Below are 19,880 nucleotides of genomic sequence, written 5' to 3' on the forward strand. Positions count from 1 at the left end.
TAAAAATGCGTAAAAAAATCATTTGTTCTAATAAGCAGCGTTTTAAGTTTATCTGGTTATTAAGCCGCCTAGTTTAGGCGGCTAGCTGTCTTATGCGGGTTTGCGTGCCACCACAAAATAATTAACGTCTAACCCAGGGCCAATTTTAAAGCTGTTATAAACCGGATTAAAGTGTAAACCGGTCGCATCCACGACCTCTAAGCCGGCCGCTTCGATAAAGCGCATCAGTGTAGAGGGGCGAATAAATTTATCAAACTGATGCGTCCCTTTAGGCACGATCCGTAATAAATGCTCTGCACCTAAAATAGCCATTAAATAGGCTTTTGGCGTTTTATTAATCGTCGAAAAAATCAAAGTGGCGCCAGGCGCAGCTAAATCGGCACAGGCTTGAACCACTGAAGCGGGCTCAGGCACATGCTCTAACATTTCCATGCAAGTGACTAAATCAAACTTAGCGGGGTGCATTGCGGCAAACGCTTCGGCCGTGCTTTGTTGATAATCAATCGTCAGAGCGCTGTCTAAAGCATGCAAACGCGCCACATTTAAACTTTCGCTGGCCATATCAATTGCGGTGACGTTAGCACCGGCCCGTGCCATGCTTTCCGCTAAAATACCGCCGCCACAGCCCACATCAAGTGTTCTCGTTTCAAAAATGCCACCGACTTGATCGCAAATAAAGCCTAAACGCGTCGGGTTTAACAGATGTAAAGGCTTAAATTCACCTTCTGGATCCCACCAGCGGGCAGCGATATCATTGAATTTCGCGATCTCTGCGGGATCGACATTAGTATGCGTTGTCATAATGCTAACCTTGTTGTTTTTTGTCATTATAAGGCCTTGATCTGTTATGGCAAAGACAGCAATCTTTATACAAGGCATAAACAGGCATGGCAAGGCGCTGATTCTGTGGTAGAATCCCGCGTTGTCTCGCGCTGTAGAAGATCAAAAAAAGCGAGTTATCTATTTGATTTAAGGGAAAATAACGTTTTATGACAGATCTGGCCAAAGAAATAGTCCCGATTAATATCGAAGAAGAATTAAAAAATTCTTACCTCGATTACGCGATGAGCGTCATTGTAGGCCGCGCCTTACCCGATGTGCGGGACGGTTTGAAGCCAGTACACCGTCGTGTGTTATTCGCAATGAAGGAATTGGGCAACGATTGGAACAAAGCCTATAAAAAATCGGCGCGTGTTGTCGGCGATGTTATCGGTAAATATCACCCACACGGTGATAGTGCGGTATACGACACGATCGTCCGGATGGCTCAGCCATTCTCGTTACGTTATATGTTAGTAGATGGTCAGGGTAACTTTGGTTCCATCGACGGCGATTCTGCAGCGGCGATGCGTTACACCGAAGTTCGCATGGCGCGTATTGCACACGAATTGCTAGCTGACCTTGATAAAGAAACCGTAGACTTCGTGCCAAACTATGACGGCACCGAAATGATCCCTGCGGTTATGCCGACCAAAGTGCCTAATCTATTGATCAACGGCTCTTCGGGTATTGCTGTGGGTATGGCAACCAATATCCCGCCACACAACTTAACCGAAGTGATCGATGGCTGTTTAGCGTTAATTGCGAACCCAAATATTGAATTGCATGAATTAATGCAATATATCCCCGGTCCTGATTTCCCAACGTCTGCGATCATCAATGGCCGTAAAGGCATTGAAGAAGCTTACCGTACCGGTCGTGGCAAGGTGTATATTCGTGCCAAAACCTTTATCGAAACCGATGAAAAAACCGGTCGTGAAGCGATTATCGTGCACGAAATCCCTTATCAGGTGAACAAAGCACGCTTAATTGAAAAAATTGCGGAATTAGTTAAAGAAAAACGTATTGAAGGCATATCGGCTTTACGTGACGAATCAGACAAAGACGGTATGCGTATCGTTATTGAATTGAAACGTGGCGAATCAAGCGACGTCATGTTAAACCAGCTGTATGCCAATACCCAAATGCAAACCGTGTTTGGTATCAATATGGTGGCCTTGGCCAACAATCAGCCGAAGTTACTGGGGCTGATCCCGATGCTGGAATACTTTATCCTGCATCGCCGTGAAGTGGTTACCCGTCGGACTGTTTATGACTTACGTAAAGCGCGTGATCGTGCCCATATCTTAGAAGGTTTAGCCATTGCACTGGCTAACATCGATGAAATTATTGAACTGATTAAAACCTCTGCCAGCCCAGCCGAAGCGAAAGCCGGTTTAGTTGAGCGCGGTTGGAAACTCGGTGGCGTAACGGCGATGTTAGAGCGCGCTGGTGAAGATGCCGCACGACCAGAGTGGTTAGAAGCACATTTTGGTATTCGTGATGGTTTTTACTTCTTAACTGAACAGCAAGCTCAAGCCATTCTTGATTTACGCTTACAAAAGCTGACCGGCCTGGAACATGAAAAGATCTTAGCTGAATATAAAGATCTGTTAGAACTGATTGCCGAGTTATTACATATTTTGGCCAGCCCTGAACGTTTAATGGAAGTAATTTGCGAAGAATTAGAAGCCATTAAAGCGCAGTATGGCGATGCTCGACGCACTGAGATCCAGGATAATATGCTGGATATCAATATCGAAGATTTGATCACCGAAGAAGATGTTGTGGTGACCTTATCGCACCTTGGCTATGCCAAGTACCAACCGTTAAGCGATTATGAAGCGCAGCGTCGTGGTGGTCGTGGTAAAGCGGCAACAACGGTTAAAGACGAAGATTTTGTTGATAAGCTGCTGGTCGCCAGTACCCATGATACGATTTTATGTTTCTCGAATCGTGGCCGGATGTATTGGATGAAAGTCTATCAATTACCGCTGGCCAGCCGTACCGCGCGTGGTAAACCGATTATCAACTTATTACCGCTGGAAGAAGGCGAGCGTATTAACGCCATTCTACCGGTACGTGAATACGAAGAAGGCAAATATGTGTTTATGGCCACGGCCAATGGTACCGTGAAGAAAACGGCCTTAACGGATTACTCGCGTCCACGTGCCAACGGTATTATTGCGGTTAACCTAAACGAAGGCGATCACCTGATTGATGTCGCGATCACTGACGGTAGCAACGAAATCATGTTGTTCTCTGATGACGGTAAAGTGGTACGCTTTACTGAAGATCAAGTACGCGGCATGGGCCGAACGGCTACCGGTGTGCGCGGTATTCGTTTACGTGAAGGGGGCAGTGTTGTTTCACTGATTATCCCGAACGGCGATAACCCCATCTTAACAGTTACCGAGAACGGCTACGGTAAGCGAACAGCATTAAGCGAATACCCAGCGAAGAGCCGCGCCACACAAGGCGTGGTATCGATTAAAGTGTCTGAGCGTAACGGCTTGGTGGTGGGTGCTGTGCAAGTGTCAGAAAGCGATGAAATCATGATGATTTCAAACAAAGGCACCTTGGTACGTACTCGTGTGAAAGAAGTCTCTGAAGTCGGCCGTAATACGCAAGGTGTTATCTTGATCCGTACTCAAGAAGGTGAAAAAGTGGTTGGCGTGGAACGCATTGATGAGATCCAAGAGGATGAAATCTTAGCGGTAACCGAAGAAGGCGCAAGCCGTACGCCAGAAGTACAAGACAGCCAATTAGCACAAGATGCCAGTGGCGAAGAAGAGTAACCCCCTTAAAACGAGCGCTTTGGCGCTCGTTTTGTTTTTAGAATAAAAAATAACCAAGGCCAGTTTGAAATTAACCAACAAAGAAGCGAGATATGACAATGACCACCTATAATTTTTGTGCTGGCCCAGCCATGTTACCTACAGCGGTGATGCAACAGGCACAGCAGGAATTTATTAACTGGCAAGGACAGGGTTGTTCGGTGATGGAATTGAGCCATCGCAGTAAAGTATTTATGCAACTGGCCGCACAAGCTGAGCAAGATCTCCGAGATCTGTTAGCCATTCCCGACAATTACAAAGTCTTATTTATGCACGGTGGCGGCCGTGGTCAGTTTTCAGCAGTGCCACTGAATTTATTGCACAACGGTAAAACGGCTGAATATATCGTGTCAGGTGCTTGGTCATTAGCCGCAGTAGAAGAAGCGAAAAAGTTTGGCGCGGTTCGTGAGCACGATATTCGGCAAAAAACTGCTGCACAATTACGTAGTATGGTTGCCAGTAGTGACTGGCAGATACACGAAGATGCGGCTTACGTTCATTGCTGCCCCAATGAAACGGTGGATGGCTTAGAATTTACCGATTTACCACAAACCCAGGTGCCGATTGTTGCAGATATGTCGTCGACCATTTTATCACGGCCCATTGATATTGCGCGCTATGGCGTTATTTATGCCGGCGCTCAGAAAAATATCGGCCCATCAGGTTTAACCCTGGTGATTGTGCGTGAAGATCTGTTACCTGCAAAAGATGCCGCCATTCCAGCGATCTTGGATTATCGCCTCGCTGCTGAAAATGACAGCATGTTTAATACACCACCCACCTACGCCTGGTATTTAGCGGGTTTAGTGTTCAAATGGTTAAAACAACAAGGTGGTTTAGCGGCCATGGCTCAACGTAATCAACGTAAAGCCGAAACACTGTATCGCTACATCGATGAAAGTGATTTTTACCGCAATGATGTTGATCCGGCCTTTCGCTCTTGGATGAATGTACCGTTTTTCCTAGCTGATGAACAATTAAACGACAGCTTTGTAAAGCAAGCTGAGCAGCAAGGTTTATTGGCTTTAAAGGGCCATCGAATGGTGGGTGGGATGCGCGCCAGTTTATATAACGCTATGCCACAAGAAGGTGTTGAGGCTTTAGTGAGTTTTATGAAAGATTTTGTAAAGGTAAACGGATGAAGACGCTAACCTTAAACCCCATTGCGCATATCGCCGGTGAAGTGCATTTACCCGGTTCAAAAAGTATTTCTAACCGAGTGCTGCTGTTAGCAGCCTTAGCGAAAGGTACAACCGAAATCAGTAACTTACTCGACAGTGATGATGTTCGGCACATGCTTAGCGCGTTAACTGCTCTGGGTATTTCGTATCAATTATCTGCTTGTCGCACCCGTTGTACTGTGGTCGGTAATGGTGGGGTATTCTCTCACGCTGAACCCGTATCGATTTTCCTGGGTAATGCGGGCACCGCAATGCGTCCGCTCACGGCGGTACTGGCTGCTTGCCAAGTAGATGTGACCTTAACCGGCGAGCCAAGAATGTACGAGCGCCCCATTGGCCACTTGGTGGATGCATTGGTGCAGTGGCAAGCGGATATCGACTATTTAGGCGACGTTAATTATCCACCATTGCGTATTCGTGGTAAGCCATTGCAAGGCGGGCATTGCCTGATCGATGGCAGTGTCTCAAGTCAGTTTTTAACGGCAGTACTGATGGTCGCGCCTTTATTAGCGGGTGACAGTGTTATTGAGATCCAAGGTGAATTAGTCTCTAAACCCTACATTGATATTACCTTAGCGTTAATGTCTCGGTTTGGCATTGAAGTAGAAAACCAAGATTATAAGCGCTTTTTGGTTACGGGTAACCAGTGTTATCAGTCACCCGGTCAGTGGTTAGTTGAAGGTGATGCTTCATCGGCATCTTACTTTTTGGCCGCAGCGGCTATCAAAGGAGGCACCGTTAAGGTCACCGGAATTGGTAAACATGCTGTGCAAGGTGATATTCACTTTGCCGATGCGTTGGCTGAAATGGGCGCGATGGTCGATTGGGGTGACGATTATATATCAGTTACGCGTAATGAGTTGCGTGGCATTGACCGTGATTACAACGCTATCCCTGATGCAGCAATGACGATTGCCACCACCGCCTTGTTCGCCAAAGGCCCAACCGTAATCCGTAATGTTTATAATTGGCGGGTTAAAGAAACCGATCGCTTAACCGCGATGGCAACAGAATTGCGAAAAGTAGGTGCTGAGGTGGAAGAAGGCGAAGACTATTTAAAAATTATACCGCCAGCACAACTGCAACATGCCAGTATTGCGACCTATAATGATCACCGTGTGGCAATGTGTTTTTCGCTAGTGGCACTAAGTGATACGGCCGTTACAATAGAAGACCCGGACTGTACTGCAAAAACCTTTCCCAGCTACTTTACGGAATTCACTAAGCTAAGCCATTAAAACCCTTAATCTAACCTAAAAACGCGTAACCAAAAATGGTTGCGCGTTTTTGTTTTTATAAATTGCAGTTAAACCAGCAATCGTCATAAAAAGCTGTATAATAAGCCGCGTTTTGAAACACCGAATTGACGTTTTAACTTAGGGGGTAGGATGCCACAATTAGCACCAGTCGTTACCATCGACGGACCAGGCGGTTCAGGTAAAGGAACCATTAGCCGTTTATTGGCGCAACACCTGGGATGGCAATTACTCGACAGCGGCGCCATATACCGCGTGTTAGCGTTAGCTGCTATGCACCATCAAATTGATCCAAGCGACGAGGCGGCACTGCAACCTTTAGCCGCGCATCTCGATGTGCAATTCAGTGGCGATGAACACGGTAACACACGCGTGACGTTAGAAGGAGAAAATGTCAGCCAAACCATTCGAACTCAAGACGTTGCTGACATGGCTTCAAAAATTGCCTCACTGCCTACCGTGCGTGAAGCATTGTTACGCCGGCAACGGGCTTTTGCTGAAGAGCCGGGCTTAGTGGCGGATGGTCGCGACATGGGAACCGTCGTTTTTCCACAAGCAGAAGTTAAAATATTTTTAACTGCAGACGCCGAAGAACGGGCGCAGCGTCGTTATTTAGAGTTGAAAGAAAAGGGCTTTGATGTTAACATCGGCGACCTTTTGAACGAAATCCAAGCTCGGGATGAGCGCGATATGAATCGTGCTACAGCGCCTTTAAAACCGGCAGCTGACGCCTACATGCTGGATTCGACCAATAAACCCATTGAACAGGTGCTGCAAGAGGTACTGCAGTTTGTTAACAGTAAGTTGTCGTTAACAAGCGTTTGAACCAGGCCAAGGCCGCATTTTGGACAGCCAGTAATAAGGATGTTATTGGTAAACTTAGCAACCCCACAACGCAAGATGCGACGTGGTGAACTTAACTGAAAAAGTGAATATGACTGAAAATTTTGCACTAATGTTTGAGGAAAGCCTCAAAACTATCGAAACTCGTCCTGGTGCCATCGTTAAAGGTACTGTTGTAGCGGTTCTGAAAGACGTTGTTATGGTTGACGCCGGTCTTAAATCAGAAGCAGCTATTCCGGTTGAACAGTTCAAATCTTTGAGCGGTGAGATCGAGGTGAGTGTAGGTGACATCATCGACGTAGCATTAGACGCTATTGAAGATGGTTTCGGTGAAACCTTATTATCACGTGAAAAAGCTAAGCGCCATGAGGCCTGGGTTCGCCTGGAAAAAGCTTGCGATGATAAAGAAACGGTTATCGGTGTTATCACTGGTAAAGTTAAAGGTGGCTTCACAGTTGAAGTTGATGGTATCCGTGCGTTCCTGCCTGGTTCATTAGTTGACGTACGTCCAGTACGTGACACGCTGCACTTAGAAAACAAAGAGCTGGAATTCAAAGTTATCAAGCTTGATCAGAAGCGTAACAACGTCGTGGTTTCACGTCGTGCCGTTATCGAATCTGAAAGCAGCCAAGAACGTGATCAGCTGTTAGAGAATTTAGAAGAAGGCATGGAAGTTAAAGGTATCGTTAAGAACCTGACTGACTACGGTGCATTCGTTGACTTAGGTGGCGTAGACGGCTTACTGCATATCACTGATATGGCATGGAAGCGCGTTAAGCACCCAAGCGAAATTGTTAACGTTGGCGACGAAATTCCAGTAAAAGTACTGAAATTCGACCGCGAGAAGCAACGCGTTTCTTTAGGCCTGAAGCAAATGGGCGAAGATCCGTGGGCAGCTATCGCTTCACGTTACCCAGAAGGTGCTCGCATCACGGGTCGTGTAACTAACCTGACAGATTACGGCTGTTTCGTAGAAATCGAAGAAGGCGTAGAAGGCTTAGTTCACGTTTCAGAAATGGATTGGACCAACAAAAACATCCACCCATCTAAAGTGGTTAACTTAGGTGATTCAGTGGAAGTGATGGTTCTAGAAATTGACGAAGAACGTCGTCGTATTTCTTTAGGCTTGAAACAGTGTAAAGCTAACCCATGGGAAGAGTTCGCTAAGGGCTTCAACAAGGGTGATCGTGTAAGCGGTAAGATCAAGTCAATCACTGACTTCGGTATCTTCATCGGTTTAGACGGCGGTATCGATGGTCTGGTTCACTTATCAGACATCAGCTGGAACGCCACTGGCGAAGAAGCGGTTCGTGAATTCAAGAAAGGCGACGAAGTACACGCTGTTGTGTTACAAGTTGACCCAGAGCGCGAGCGTATTTCTTTAGGTATCAAACAACTGGATGAAGATCCGTTCAATGGTTACCTTGCTGATAACAAAAAAGGTGCTATCGTTAAAGGTGAAGTTACAGCCGTTGACGCGAAAGGCGCTACTGTTATGTTAGAAGGCGCTGTTGAAGGTTATGTTCGTGTATCTGATATTTCACGTGACCGTGTTGAAGATGCATCAACTGTATTGAAAGTTGGCGAAGAAATTGAAGCGCGTTTGATGGGTGTGGATCGTAAGAACCGCGTAATTAGCCTGTCTATCAAAGCGAAATTCGAAGCTGAAGAAAAAGAAGCTATGGACACTGTAAACAGCAAGCAACAACAAGAAGCTGATTTCGGTGGTAACGCTATGGCTGAAGCATTTAAAGCTGCTCAAAAGCAGGATTAATTGCTGATAAAGCAGGGGGCATTCGCCCCTTGCTTATTCTACTCGCAGGTTTGCCGGAGGGGCTATGACCAAGTCTGAATTGATTGAAAAGTTAGCTACTGATTTTCCCCATATTCAAGTCAAAGATGTAGAAGCGTCTGTGAAAGAAATTTTGGAACAGATGGCACAATCTTTAGCATCAAGTGAGCGTATTGAAATACGTGGCTTTGGCAGTTTCTCTTTGCATTATCGTGCCGCTCGTTTAGGCCGTAATCCAAAAACAGGCGACAAAGTAGAACTTGATGGCAAATACGTACCTCATTTCAAACCCGGTAAAGAGTTACGTGACCGCGTAAAAGACAACACGTAAGCGCTTTTTATTTCTTAAGCGGAGCTGAGTGTTGCGCAAAATACTATTTATTTTATTTATTGTAGCCGTAGTACTTTTTGGTTTTCTACTAGGCTCAACTAATCAGCAAACTGCCGAACTGAATTTGTTGGTTGTTAAGCTAACATTGCGAGTAATTGATATCGCAGTGATCTTTCTAGTTTTAGGCCTAATAATCGGACTGCTGTTAAGTTTGTTATTTGCGCTGCAACGAAAAACAAAACGTTGGCTAAATAAATCAACTGATAACACCTAATTCTTATGCCTGAGCTGCTATTTCTTTTGCTTCCCGTCGCCGTTGCTTACGGTTGGTTTATGGGACAAAATAGCCTCAAACACAAAGAGCTTAAGGGTAGGGCAAATATTACCCGAAACCTATCTTCTGGTTTAAATTTCCTATTAACAGATCAAGAAGATAAAGCGATCGAGCAGTTACTTGAACTGCTTGATATTGAAGCTGCAACCATCGACACCTACCTTGCATTAGCTAATTTATTCCGTCGCAAAGGTGATTGGGATAAAGCCATTCGTATTCACGAAAAACTGCACCAATTAAAACTGCCTAAAGTACAAGCGCAACACATTCAATTTGAGTTGGCTAAAGATTATTACTCTGCGGGTTTGTATGATCGGGCAGAGCATTTATTACTGCAGTTAGTTAACAGCGAAGCATTACGCGAAGCCTCGCTAAAGCAACTATTCAGTATTTTTATGGCGACGCATGAGTTAAGCAAAGCGGTTGCATTAACCACTGAAGTGGCCAATACCCAGTCTAAGTCGTTACGCATTGCGCTGGCTAATTTGCATACGGAAAGTTTAAAAGGGGCTGCGCTGGATCTGACTATCTTGGCGGAATTGGCCGAGCGTTATCCTCAGGCTATTCGTCCACGTTTTGAATTGGCAAAGTTAGCCTTAACTCAGCATGATGCGGCTATGGCTAAAGGTGCTTTGCTGAGCATTTTGAAACAAAAGCCACAATGGAGTGCGGATATTTTACCGCAATTAAGCCAATGCCATTTAGATGAAGATGAGTGGTATCAGTTGCTTACCTTGCTTGCAGATAAGCATCACAATACCAGCGCGCGTTTATTATTGTGCGATTGGTTAACTGAACATGGCTCAATTACCGCTGCGGAGCATTATGTGCTTGATAAATTACGGCAACAGCCGAACATTCGTTTATTTCAAAAATTGTTACAAATTCGGCAACAGCAATCTGCTCAGGCGGCAGAGGTACTCAGCTCAGTAGAAGAGCTGGTGAATGCTTATCTTGCCAGTAAGATCCTCTATAGCTGTCGCAGCTGTGGCTTTAAAACTCGTCAACCTTATTGGTTATGTCCTTCATGTCAGCAATGGGAAACGGTAGAGCCTATTGCCGGCGTAGATGGCCGTTAATTTTTTCAAAGGATAATTCATGTCGTGCAAGTCTCCTGTCATTGTTGCTTTAGATTATGAAAAGCAAGCCGATGCTCTGGCGCTGGTCAGCCAACTTGATCCGTCATTATGTCGTTTAAAAGTCGGCAAAGAGATGTTTACTCATTTTGGGCCGCAATTTGTCAAAGCCTTACAACAACGTCACTTTGACGTTTTTCTTGATTTGAAATTTCATGATATTCCAAACACCGTAGCCAAAGCGGTGAGTGCTGCCGCGGATCTTGGCGTCTGGATGGTTAATGTGCATGCCAGTGGTGGCAGTCGTATGATGAAAGCAGCGCAAGAAGCTTTGCAACGCTTTGGAGACAACAGCCCCAAATTAATTGCGGTAACGGTGTTAACCAGCATGGAACAACAAGATTTAACCGAACTGGGCATCACTTTAACGCCGGCTGAGCAAGTGATGAAATTGGCAGGTTTAGCGGCACAATCGGGGTTAGATGGAGTAGTGTGCTCGGCACAAGAAGCCAGTATGTTAAAACAACAATTTGGTAGTGCATTTCAGTTAGTAACTCCCGGTATTCGTTTAGCAAATTCCGCAGCTGATGATCAACGCCGAGTCATGACACCGTCAGCAGCCAAAGCGGTTGGTGTGGATTACATGGTGATTGGTCGACCCATCACCAAAGCGGCAGATCCGTTAGCTGCATTACAGGCTATCATTGCAGAGCTGGCATAAGTATAGTCTGATTTCTTCGATATTTGGTGAGCTCTGTGAAATTGCAGCTGCATTTTCACAGAGCTAAAACACCGCCTCCCGCGTAAAACATCCTAAGCACTCAACGTAATATGTATATCTTAGCCATTAAGTAATGGGCAAAAAATGTCGAGTAGGGTGAGGCTAACGTTTAAAGCGAGAGGAGTTAACTATGCTTTTGGCGGTGAAACATTGTCAGCTTTGTCAGCGACAGACGTTACTGACCTTTCATCATCTTATTCCATGTAAAATGCATCGGCGTAGCCGTTTTAACAAAAAGTACAGCAAAGCAGAATTACAGAAAGGTGTTTATTTGTGCCGATTGTGTCACAAAGCCATTCATAAACAATATGATGAAATCACTTTGGCGCAGCGTTTTAATACCTTAGAGTTATTACTTGCAGACGACGCTATACAGCGTCATTTACAGTGGGCAGCAAAACAAAAATAAGCCTTTAATATCAATACCTTTACCATTAATTTTCAGTGAGCAGTAACGGTAACTGCTTGATTTTAAAATTTTATTTTATTGGTTAAATTGCAGATCATACAACTCAATTCGAAATGGTCCAGGGTTCTTATCTGCGAGCATTAAAGAGACTTGCTGCACATCTTTAAAGTGAAGTTCTGGCATATTGGTTAAAGCTCGGCCGCGATAACGCCCTTGAAAATCAGCAAGATTAAAAGCATAGCGCTGTGCATCAGCCGTTGTTTTAAACTCTGCTACATAGGCCACGCCGCGAGGAATAAAAGGTGTTTTTAAACGTAGCTGATAAGTTCTGCCATCGGCAACCGTGGCTAATACCACTTGCTGAAAACGTTGCTTGGGTAAGGCTTGCGCCAAATTAAATTCTATCGAGGCAAAACCGCCATTGTTTTCTAAAGATAAATCACCAACAAATAACACACCGTTATTTTCAGACATTAAGCGTGCATTTCCTTTAGAGCGACCACCCATAACGGTGTCATGGATTAACATCGCTTGATTGAAGTGTTGTTGATTATAAAATTGTAATGTTACTGGCTCTGACATAGCAGCACTCGCAGATTGATTGTTTAAAGTGGTTTGCGCAAAAGCCTGACTAAAGACAAAAGCACATATCGCTAAAGAATAGTTAATACTGGTATTCCGCATAATAAAACACTCAAAGGTAAGATGCTTATCAATACGGTTTTATTAGTTAAATGGTGCAATATTGCATCAAAATGCTGTTGAGAGTTTTTACTTAAAACAAGATTCCTACTTTGTGGATCATTGATTTATATGGGGGGTACAAGAGAAGTCATTTTAACAGTTGTTGCTACAAACTAAGAATTACACATTTAATTTTTTTCAAATTGGGAAAAAGTTTTTTTGTAAAAAGTTTAAAATTTTTTATTACTAATTCAGATCTAAAAATTTTGCGATAGACCATATTGTAATTAAAGCTAAAATTCAATAAAAAATCGTTTATATGAATTTAAGTATGGCAATAGATAGGGAAATTACGTCGAAGCTTAAAGGTGCTCATTTTAATCACCTCTTGCATTAAGTGTTGCTTTTATCGCCAAAAGTAAATTTTATGTCAAAATATATTTTTGATTACGGTTTTAGTCAGAGCGTTTTTTATCAGTCTGAGTTGAGTAATGTTTAGTGCGCATAACCGGCTTAATTCTTTCAAGGAAAGGTGAGCGAGCCATATTAATCTTACTGTTAAATATCGACTGTATTACTGAGAAGTCTCAGTAATATCCATGATAAACAGGGCTAAATTAACCTAGGCTGTTGATATTGTGTATGTTTACTCTGTTTGGGAGTGGGGTGTTACTGAGACTTCTCAGTAATATAGTAAATTTAAAGTGAATTAAATGCTCGGCAGGCTTCTCAAGTTTGGACTTCCCAGACTTTGCTAGACACATTTAACAGTTACAATGTAACTTAAATTAGAGGTGTTTATGAGCAAAGGTAAACGTTATACCGAAGAGTTTAAAATTGAAGCAGTAAAGCAAATCACTGATCGTGGTTATTCTGTTCAGGAAGTGGCTGAACGTTTGGGTATTTCAACTAAATCGTTATACCACTGGCGAGACCAGCTTAGTGGCAACAAGGTTGTTGCGCGCCCCAAGTCAAATGACTCTGTTCGCATTGCTAAGCTAGAAGCAGAGCTTAAAAGAGTGACGGAGGAGCGGGACATATTAAAAAAGGCCGCAAGGTACTTTGCAAGTCAGCCAGAGTGAAGTACGCCTTTATCCGTGACCATCTGCGATTATTTTCCGTTTTAGCCATGTGTCGTGTTCTGAAGCTCAATCGCAGTGGTTTTTATGCTTGGCTAAAAGCGCCGTTGAGTCAGCGAACTATTGAAGATCAGCGTTTACTCACGCGGATTAACGCGTTTTATATTGCCAGTGGCGGCACTTATGGCAGCCCCTGGATACATCGTGATCTGCGAGAAGCCGGTGAAACCTGTAGTGTTCATCGTGTGGCTAAAATTATGCGATTGAATCGATTAAAAGCCCAAATAGGCTACAAGCGACGGTATATCAAAGGTGGCAAGCCATCACGGATAGCGGATAACGTGTTAGAGCGCGATTTTAAACCCGTTGCACCTAACACCGCTTGGGTAAGTGACATCACGTATATTCGTACTTATGAGGGCTTTTTATACCTAGCAACGGTCATCGATTTGTTTTCACGTCGCGTTGTGGGTTGGTCTATGGATAAAAACATGGATAAACATTTAGTCATTCAAGCTTTACTGATGGCAGTTTATCAACGACGGCCTAAACACTCAGTTTTAGTGCATAGCGATCAAGGCAGCCAATATGGCAGTGCTGATTATTTATCGTTTATGAAAGAGCATAACTTGAAACCGTCGATGAGCCGCAGAGGCAATTGTCATGATAACGCCGTAGCAGAAAGTTTTTTTGCGACTTTAAAAAAGCGTGTGACGCGTAAAAAGATATATTCGACAAGAGACGAAGCGAAAACCGAGATATTTAACTTTATAGAAATGTTTTACAATCCTAAAAAGCGCCATTCACACACAGGCGGCGTTTCTCCTGCTAAATTTGAAGAAACGTATTTTTTGGAACAACAGACTGTCTAGTAAAAGCTGGGAAGTCCAGTGTATGAACACAATGCTAATGCAAATTGTCTCAGAAGTCGCGCTGGATTCAAAGTTTGATCCTAAAGCTATACGCAATGAAATGCCTAGCGAAAAAGTCACGATGCTTATAGATTTCTATGTGCCCGAGCTTAAAGAAGACAACGAGTACATCAAAAAGCAAACTACATTCCTATATCAGCACGTGACCAAACACTTATTAGAGATAAATAAGACTCAGCAGTTCCTAGTTGAATCAGCTATTACAGCCAAAGAGCTTGCCGAGGTTACTTCAAAAACAATAGCATCGATGAAGTCAAAAATAGCACTCAATGCTATGAAACTTCTAGAAAATGCTTAATTAGGTAGTGGAAGGTTTAGCCCTCAGCCCCCACCAAACGCTGCATGCGGCTTAGCACAAGCTGTTTCACTTATGATGATGTCGCGCACCTCACTAGATTTCTAACGTTAATTTTCCACTGTTGCCAGAAGGCCGATAACTAGATATTGGTAGATGGAAATTTAATTTCAATTATGAATATACGTCAGTGTTTTTAGTTTTTTACTTCAGTTACAATCTTCTTCGATTTTAGAAATGGAATATATCAAACGCAGCTTGTTTCTTAAGTAATATTTTTAAAATATTACTTAAGCATCTTGATGTTATTAATTTTTATAAGGGATAATACATGGGATTTTTAAAGTTATTGTTTTTATTATGCTTTTTCTCTTGCAGTGTCAGTGCTTCTTTAATTCTTAATGTTGATTCAAAAACTGGAAAATTGCAAGGCGCTGAAAATGTCTTAGTTGCTGGCATGCTATACAACGTTAAATTTACGGCAGGTAGTTTCTACAATATTTTTGGTAATAAAGAAAACTTGGATGCAAACTCGGTTCTTTCTTTTCAATTTTCACAAGCCTTAATTGAACAAGTGTTAATCAACTCATCATTTGGTAACTTTGCTTCTAAGCCTAGCCTAATAGAAGGCTGCACTAACATAAATAATTGTGCAATTTTAACTCCATATGATCTTGATTACAGGGGGGCGTCACCAGAGTGGTATGTTGACGGATTTACGGCTAGTGTATCAAATACACAACCTAGTTTTGTGGGCTCTAATATTAGAAACCCTAATATATCATCACAATTTAATTGGGTTTATGCAGACTGGCAATCTGTTAGTGTTTCTGAGCCTCATTCTTTTATTCTCTTCTTATTTGGTATTACTTTCATAATCTATAGACGAATTCTGTTTTTAAAGCGTAAAGTATAAAAATTGCTCTTGAAAACAGCATAATAAATTGATAAAAAATGGGGTGCTATGAATTAATCCTGTCCTAATTGTCACTATTTATTAAGTTAATCTGATAAAAAAACTTAATTTTCTTACCAAAAACAGCCTGATTGTCTTTGAGTATGCTAAGCCGCGCATTAGAACGCGGCGAAGTAAAATACATTATTGAATTAATCTATTAAGCCTAACTCAAGTTGTTTAGTGTTTATTTTCATTAGGGTTTTTACTTCAGATAAAAATAACGTTTTGTTGAAATTAAATCTCCTCTTAGCGACGTCTGTAATCAGTCCTGAAGAGATTGCATGTTTAATTGTGGATGAAGATAACCCTGTTACTTGTTGGATGTCCTGTAATCTAAGGGCTTGTTCATTAACATCAACTAGGTTTTGCAATAGATGCTTTCGGAGCGCTTGTTCTTGAACAAATATAGAAGTGAATAAAGTTTCATTAGCCTGATAATTAAAAGGTAGTTTACCGCCCAAGCAAGCTAGCAATAGTGAGCATTTAGATTGTAAGAATGCTTGTATTAAATCTTTAAAATCAAAGAGCGATTTAGGTGCTTCAAGCTGAGTACTGTTTTCAGTTAGCTTTTTAAATAATGGTGCTACATTCAGTTTTTTATTCGGTGTCGTTCTAGAGAAACTATCAGGCAAAGTAATATATCCGTCATAAATTAACTGTTCAATTGCATCGCGATCTAAGCTTGCAAGTTGGCATAGATCGTAAGTTGTTAAAGTAATCACGGCGCTCATGTAAGGTTTACATTGATGGTGCTGATTTATAAAGGCATCTAGTACTGTTAATGTTGGCCAACGAGAATCGAGCTGCTTTCTAAGCTTTATCAAACTATGCTTTTTTAATGTATTTGGAAGGGCATTTTTACTTATATCTTTCAGATAAATATTGAGATAGTGATGGGTTGTAGTAGGTGCCGAGAGAAACGCGTAACCAATTTCTTGTCTCATTTTACTTGATGTGGTTTTAGTTGGTATGTCAGCTGCCATCGTCAAACACCATTCTCCTGCGTGATAGCAATCGTAAGCGTCCGGCGATCACAGGTTAGCGCTCTGATTTAAGTGTCCACTTAACTTTAGTGGACACTTAGTGTCTTAAATCGCGTCACCTGACTGTTTGGATAGATCGATATTCCAAGGTAACAACTCATCGACACGGTTGATGGGGTGATTGCCGATACGTTTGAGTACCGCTGTGAGATAGTCATTTGGATTGATGCCATTGAGTTTAGCGGTGCCGAGTATTGAGTACAGCACGGCAGCTCGCTCTCCTCCAGCAACTGAACCCGCAAACAGGTAATTTTTCCTACCCAAGGCAATCGGCCGCAATGAGCGCTCTGCACTGTTGTTATCTATCTCAGCATAACCGTTATCCACATAGGCAACCAACGCCTCCCACTGTTTCAGAGCATAATGAATAGCCTTGGATAACGGCGAGCCTTTCGATAAGGTACGTAGGGTTGTTTGCAACCACGCATGGAAGCGCTCAAGGATTGGCTTGGCATGTGTGGCTCGGATGTGTTGTCGTTCATCCGGTGGTTTGCCGCGTACCTGCTTTTCAATCACATAGAGGGATTGGATAATGGCAATGGCTTCGTCGGCTAAAGGCGAAGGGCCGCTTTGAGTGATGTCATAGAACTTACGCCGCACGTGTGCCCAGCAACCATGTTGGGTGATTTGCCGTTGGTATAATTCGTTGTAACCGGCATAAGCATCGGCCTGCAGTGAGCCTTTGTAATCTTTTAAATGCGCCGCAGGATGAAGACTTCTTCGGTCTTCACTATATTGCAGCCATACCGCAGGCGGTGTGCTATCTCCCCAGGGGCGACCATCGCGGACATAGGTCCAGTAACGACCTGTTTGCGTGCGACCTTTACCCGGTGATAGCGTCGGTGCGGTGGTATCATCCGCATGTACGTGGTAACTGGCTTTAACATGGCGACCAATGGCATCTGCCAGTGGTGTGAGTAATGCACTCGTTTGTCCTACCCAGTCAGCCAAGGTAGAGCGCTCGATGTCGATGCCTTCACGTTCCATCCGCTCAGCTTGGCGGTACAGCGGTTGATGGTCGAGGTATTTATCAACCATCACCTGTGTGAGCAATGCAGCACTGGCCAGTCCTTTTTTAATCACACGCTCAGGCGCAGCACCTTGCACCAATGTGTCGCAGTGCTGGCAGCTGAATTTAGGGCGTACAATACGGATAACCCGATAAGAGGCCGGCACCACATCCAGCATTTCAGAAACATCATCACCGATATGGGTTAATGCACCCTGACATGCCGGGCACTGGCAAGCCGTTTCAACACGAAGCTCTTCTCGCGGCAATTGTGCAGGCAGAGAGACGCGCCGACGGGGCGTGGCTTTGTTCTCTTTTGCTGGTGCGGCTAGCTTTGGTAAGGCTGCAGTTTGCATCTCAAGCTCTTCAAGCTGTAATTCCAACTGATGAATTTGCTTATCGATATGCTCGGACGAACGTCCGAAGCGGGCACGTTTTAATACGGATAACTGGTGGCGTAACGAGGCAATAACGGTATCCTGCTGGGCAAGCGTTGACTGCAGTTGAAGGATAATTTCCTGCAACTGTTTTGGGTCATTGGGTAAGGAAGATGCCATCGTTTTCATGCGCTGCATAATAACATAAAAATCCAGCTAACTCATTGATTAAATGCAATTATGCGGCGTTTATTGGTCTATTTTTTCTGGCAGGTGGCCGCCAGTCTAAGCCTTCCAGTAACAGCGCCAATTCGGCTTGTGTTAAATGCACAGCCCCCGATTTTGCACTTGGCCAAACAAATTTACCCTGCTCCAGTCGCTTGTAAAATAAACATAACCCCTGACCATCCCACCAGAGCAATTTAACCCGGTCGCTACGACGTCCGCGAAACACAAATACGTGACCGCTAAACGGGTCTTTTTGCAGCACATGCTGCGCCATTGCAGCCAGGCCATCAAAGCCTTTGCGCATATCGGTGTAACCGGCACACAGCCAAATGCGCACGTCATGCGATAACATCATCATGACAACGCCACCACGAGTTGGTGCAACATGTCCGGCGTGGCGTCGTGTAGCACCAGTTGGTGACCGCTACGAAACGATACCGTTATTGCAGCAGGTTTATGTAACACCGGCACCGCGTCAACCGCACGAACACTGACAGGAAGGAATGGCATGGGAGCCGCTGACGTATTCACTTCACCTTTAGCGCGCCTGACCCACAATGCATTACCGAGGTTAACGTCTCGGATCCAGCGAAACACTTGGTTGGTATTGACATCATATTTGCGCGCTAATTGAGATACTGAAAGGGTTTGTTCTTTCGATTCCTGGACGATCTGCCATTTTAATTCGGGGGAAAAGAACCGACGTATATCGGGTTGTTTTAAAGCTGGCATACATAACTCTCATTGTTGGCAACAGTGAAAGATATGATGCGTGATCAGTCAGCAAATAAAAGATGTGATGGCCGGACGCCTACTAGCAATCTAAGTAAGCGTAACGCCAACCACACATTCCTATCCTAACTGATCAACATTACCCTGTCTGCCTCTTTAAATTATCAGGGTAATCATCATGAAACGCACTAAAGAACAATGGCTGGCCTTATTCGCCGAGCAAGCCCAAAGTGGCCTTACTCAAACGGCATTTGCTAAACGACAAGGGATTATCCCGACCTATTTCAATCTCCGTAAACGCCAGTTGTTGGCTCATCAGAATGATGACACCGGTTTCATTGAATTAGCACCACAAAGCTCGCCACTGGCCCAGCATATCCTGCTACGCAAGCGTGATATGGAATTGCAACTTCCAGCAGGGACGGATGCACTCTGGTTAGCCGCCTTGCTCAGAGCACTTTGACTATGAAAATGTTCCTCGATGTGCTTAAGGTCTATTTGCATAAACAGCCGGTCGATTTTCGCAAATCCATTAATGGCTTATCGTTGCTGGTCGAGCAAGAGATGCAGCTCTCGCCATTTAGCGGTGCACTATTTGTGTTCTGCAATCGGCAGCGTACTCGGTTAAAAGTGCTGTACTGGGATAGCACTGGGTTTTGTCTGTGGTACAAGCGACTTGAAAAAGACACATTCCGCTGGCCAAGGCAGATGCCAGGTAAAGTGTTGTCTATTAGCGAGCAGCAATGGCATTGGCTGTTGCAAGGTGTCGATATTCAAAAAATCACCGCGCACCAGCCGCTGCATTACCAGAGTGTGGGTTGATATGCCGATCGGCTATAAATCCTGTAGATCGCATCCAAAACAATCTAAATCTTACCAAGCAC

At 43.9% G+C, this 19,880-nt stretch carries 19 protein-coding genes and 1 pseudogene; 14 read left to right on the forward strand and 6 right to left on the reverse strand.

Annotated features, from left to right (window positions below):
* Nucleotides 1–90 precede the first annotated feature (90 nt).
* A complete protein-coding gene (gene ubiG, locus ACUJFL_RS09850) occupies nt 91–801 on the reverse strand; it encodes a bifunctional 2-polyprenyl-6-hydroxyphenol methylase/3-demethylubiquinol 3-O-methyltransferase UbiG (RefSeq protein ID WP_445427341.1) in 711 nt (236 codons plus the stop codon).
* Between the two features lie 188 nt (nt 802–989).
* Between ubiG and gyrA the strand changes: the two genes are divergently transcribed.
* The 9 genes and pseudogenes from gyrA to ACUJFL_RS09895 all read left to right on the forward strand — a co-directional run bounded on the left by gyrA (nt 990) and on the right by ACUJFL_RS09895 (nt 11,659).
* Nucleotides 990–3,617, forward strand: a complete 2,628-nt coding sequence (gene gyrA, locus ACUJFL_RS09855; protein ID WP_226751598.1) for a DNA gyrase subunit A — start codon at nt 990–992, stop codon at nt 3,615–3,617.
* A gap of 98 nt (nt 3,618–3,715) precedes the next feature.
* Nucleotides 3,716–4,798, forward strand: coding sequence for a 3-phosphoserine/phosphohydroxythreonine transaminase (serC, locus tag ACUJFL_RS09860; protein ID WP_445429075.1), 1,083 nt, complete (start codon nt 3,716–3,718; stop codon nt 4,796–4,798).
* Nucleotides 4,795–6,075: a 3-phosphoshikimate 1-carboxyvinyltransferase gene (gene aroA, locus ACUJFL_RS09865; RefSeq protein ID WP_445427342.1), complete on the forward strand. Its 1,281-nt coding sequence runs from the start codon at nt 4,795–4,797 to the stop codon at nt 6,073–6,075. Before serC ends, aroA begins: the two co-directional genes overlap by 4 nt.
* A gap of 150 nt (nt 6,076–6,225) precedes the next feature.
* Complete coding sequence (cmk, locus tag ACUJFL_RS09870) at nt 6,226–6,918, forward strand: (d)CMP kinase (protein ID WP_236129639.1); 693 nt, start codon at nt 6,226–6,228, stop codon at nt 6,916–6,918.
* A 109-nt stretch (nt 6,919–7,027) separates the two neighbouring features.
* Nucleotides 7,028–8,710, forward strand: coding sequence for a 30S ribosomal protein S1 (gene rpsA / locus ACUJFL_RS09875; RefSeq protein WP_226751685.1), 1,683 nt, complete (start codon nt 7,028–7,030; stop codon nt 8,708–8,710).
* Between the two features lie 55 nt (nt 8,711–8,765).
* Nucleotides 8,766–9,059: pseudogene (ihfB, locus tag ACUJFL_RS09880) on the forward strand (integration host factor subunit beta); the annotation flags it as partial.
* Nucleotides 9,060–9,392: 333 nt separating this feature from the next.
* Complete coding sequence (locus ACUJFL_RS09885; RefSeq protein WP_445427343.1) at nt 9,393–10,472, forward strand: N-acetylglucosaminyl transferase; 1,080 nt, start codon at nt 9,393–9,395, stop codon at nt 10,470–10,472.
* A 19-nt stretch (nt 10,473–10,491) separates the two neighbouring features.
* Entirely contained in the window at nt 10,492–11,190 is a 699-nt protein-coding gene (gene pyrF, locus ACUJFL_RS09890; RefSeq protein ID WP_445427344.1) for an orotidine-5'-phosphate decarboxylase, read from the forward strand.
* A gap of 190 nt (nt 11,191–11,380) precedes the next feature.
* The gene (locus ACUJFL_RS09895) at nt 11,381–11,659 is read left to right on the forward strand and encodes a hypothetical protein (RefSeq protein WP_445427345.1); all 279 of its coding nucleotides are present in this window, start codon (nt 11,381–11,383) and stop codon (nt 11,657–11,659) included.
* Nucleotides 11,660–11,734: 75 nt separating this feature from the next.
* On the opposite strand, the gene ACUJFL_RS09900 is transcribed toward ACUJFL_RS09895, so the two are convergent.
* Nucleotides 11,735–12,241, reverse strand: coding sequence for a CIA30 family protein (locus ACUJFL_RS09900; protein ID WP_445427346.1), 507 nt, complete (start codon nt 12,239–12,241; stop codon nt 11,735–11,737).
* A gap of 902 nt (nt 12,242–13,143) precedes the next feature.
* On the opposite strand from ACUJFL_RS09900, the gene ACUJFL_RS09905 reads away from it, so the two are divergent.
* From ACUJFL_RS09905 to ACUJFL_RS09915, 3 genes are all read left to right on the forward strand, one after another.
* A protein-coding gene (locus tag ACUJFL_RS09905; RefSeq protein WP_445427347.1) for an IS3 family transposase occupies nt 13,144–14,294 on the forward strand; the annotation gives its coding sequence in 2 pieces (ribosomal slippage) (nt 13,144–13,384 and nt 13,384–14,294; 1,152 coding nt in all).
* Between the two features lie 22 nt (nt 14,295–14,316).
* Nucleotides 14,317–14,652 carry a hypothetical protein gene (locus ACUJFL_RS09910; protein ID WP_445427348.1) on the forward strand — a complete coding sequence of 112 codons (336 nt, stop codon included), beginning with the start codon at nt 14,317–14,319 and terminating at the stop codon, nt 14,650–14,652.
* A gap of 328 nt (nt 14,653–14,980) precedes the next feature.
* Entirely contained in the window at nt 14,981–15,565 is a 585-nt protein-coding gene (locus ACUJFL_RS09915) for a hypothetical protein (RefSeq protein ID WP_445427349.1), read from the forward strand.
* 191 nt (nt 15,566–15,756) lie between these two features.
* Here ACUJFL_RS09915 and ACUJFL_RS09920 read toward each other — a convergent pair whose 3' ends face one another.
* The 4 genes from ACUJFL_RS09920 to ACUJFL_RS09935 form a co-directional block, all read right to left on the reverse strand.
* Nucleotides 15,757–16,590, reverse strand: a complete 834-nt coding sequence (locus tag ACUJFL_RS09920; RefSeq protein ID WP_445427350.1) for a hypothetical protein — start codon at nt 16,588–16,590, stop codon at nt 15,757–15,759.
* Between the two features lie 105 nt (nt 16,591–16,695).
* Nucleotides 16,696–18,225: an IS66 family transposase gene (tnpC, locus tag ACUJFL_RS09925; RefSeq protein WP_445429053.1), complete on the reverse strand. Its 1,530-nt coding sequence runs from the start codon at nt 18,223–18,225 to the stop codon at nt 16,696–16,698.
* A gap of 49 nt (nt 18,226–18,274) precedes the next feature.
* Entirely contained in the window at nt 18,275–18,622 is a 348-nt protein-coding gene (gene tnpB, locus ACUJFL_RS09930; RefSeq protein ID WP_445425056.1) for an IS66 family insertion sequence element accessory protein TnpB, read from the reverse strand.
* On the reverse strand, nt 18,619–18,996 hold the full coding sequence (locus ACUJFL_RS09935; protein WP_445426215.1) for a transposase: 378 nt from the start codon (nt 18,994–18,996) through the stop codon (nt 18,619–18,621). Before ACUJFL_RS09935 ends, tnpB (ACUJFL_RS09930) begins: the two co-directional genes overlap by 4 nt.
* Before the next feature lie 178 nt (nt 18,997–19,174).
* Here ACUJFL_RS09935 and tnpA point away from each other — a divergent pair, with 178 nt between their 5' ends.
* Together tnpA and tnpB (ACUJFL_RS09945) are read left to right on the forward strand one after the other, a co-directional pair.
* A complete protein-coding gene (tnpA, locus tag ACUJFL_RS09940; protein ID WP_205313754.1) occupies nt 19,175–19,459 on the forward strand; it encodes an IS66 family insertion sequence element accessory protein TnpA in 285 nt (94 codons plus the stop codon).
* Nucleotides 19,460–19,461: 2 nt separating this feature from the next.
* On the forward strand, nt 19,462–19,818 hold the full coding sequence (gene tnpB, locus ACUJFL_RS09945; RefSeq protein ID WP_445425237.1) for an IS66 family insertion sequence element accessory protein TnpB: 357 nt from the start codon (nt 19,462–19,464) through the stop codon (nt 19,816–19,818).
* Nucleotides 19,819–19,880 lie beyond the last annotated feature (62 nt).

Source organism: Alishewanella sp. HL-SH05 (assembly GCF_052655985.1).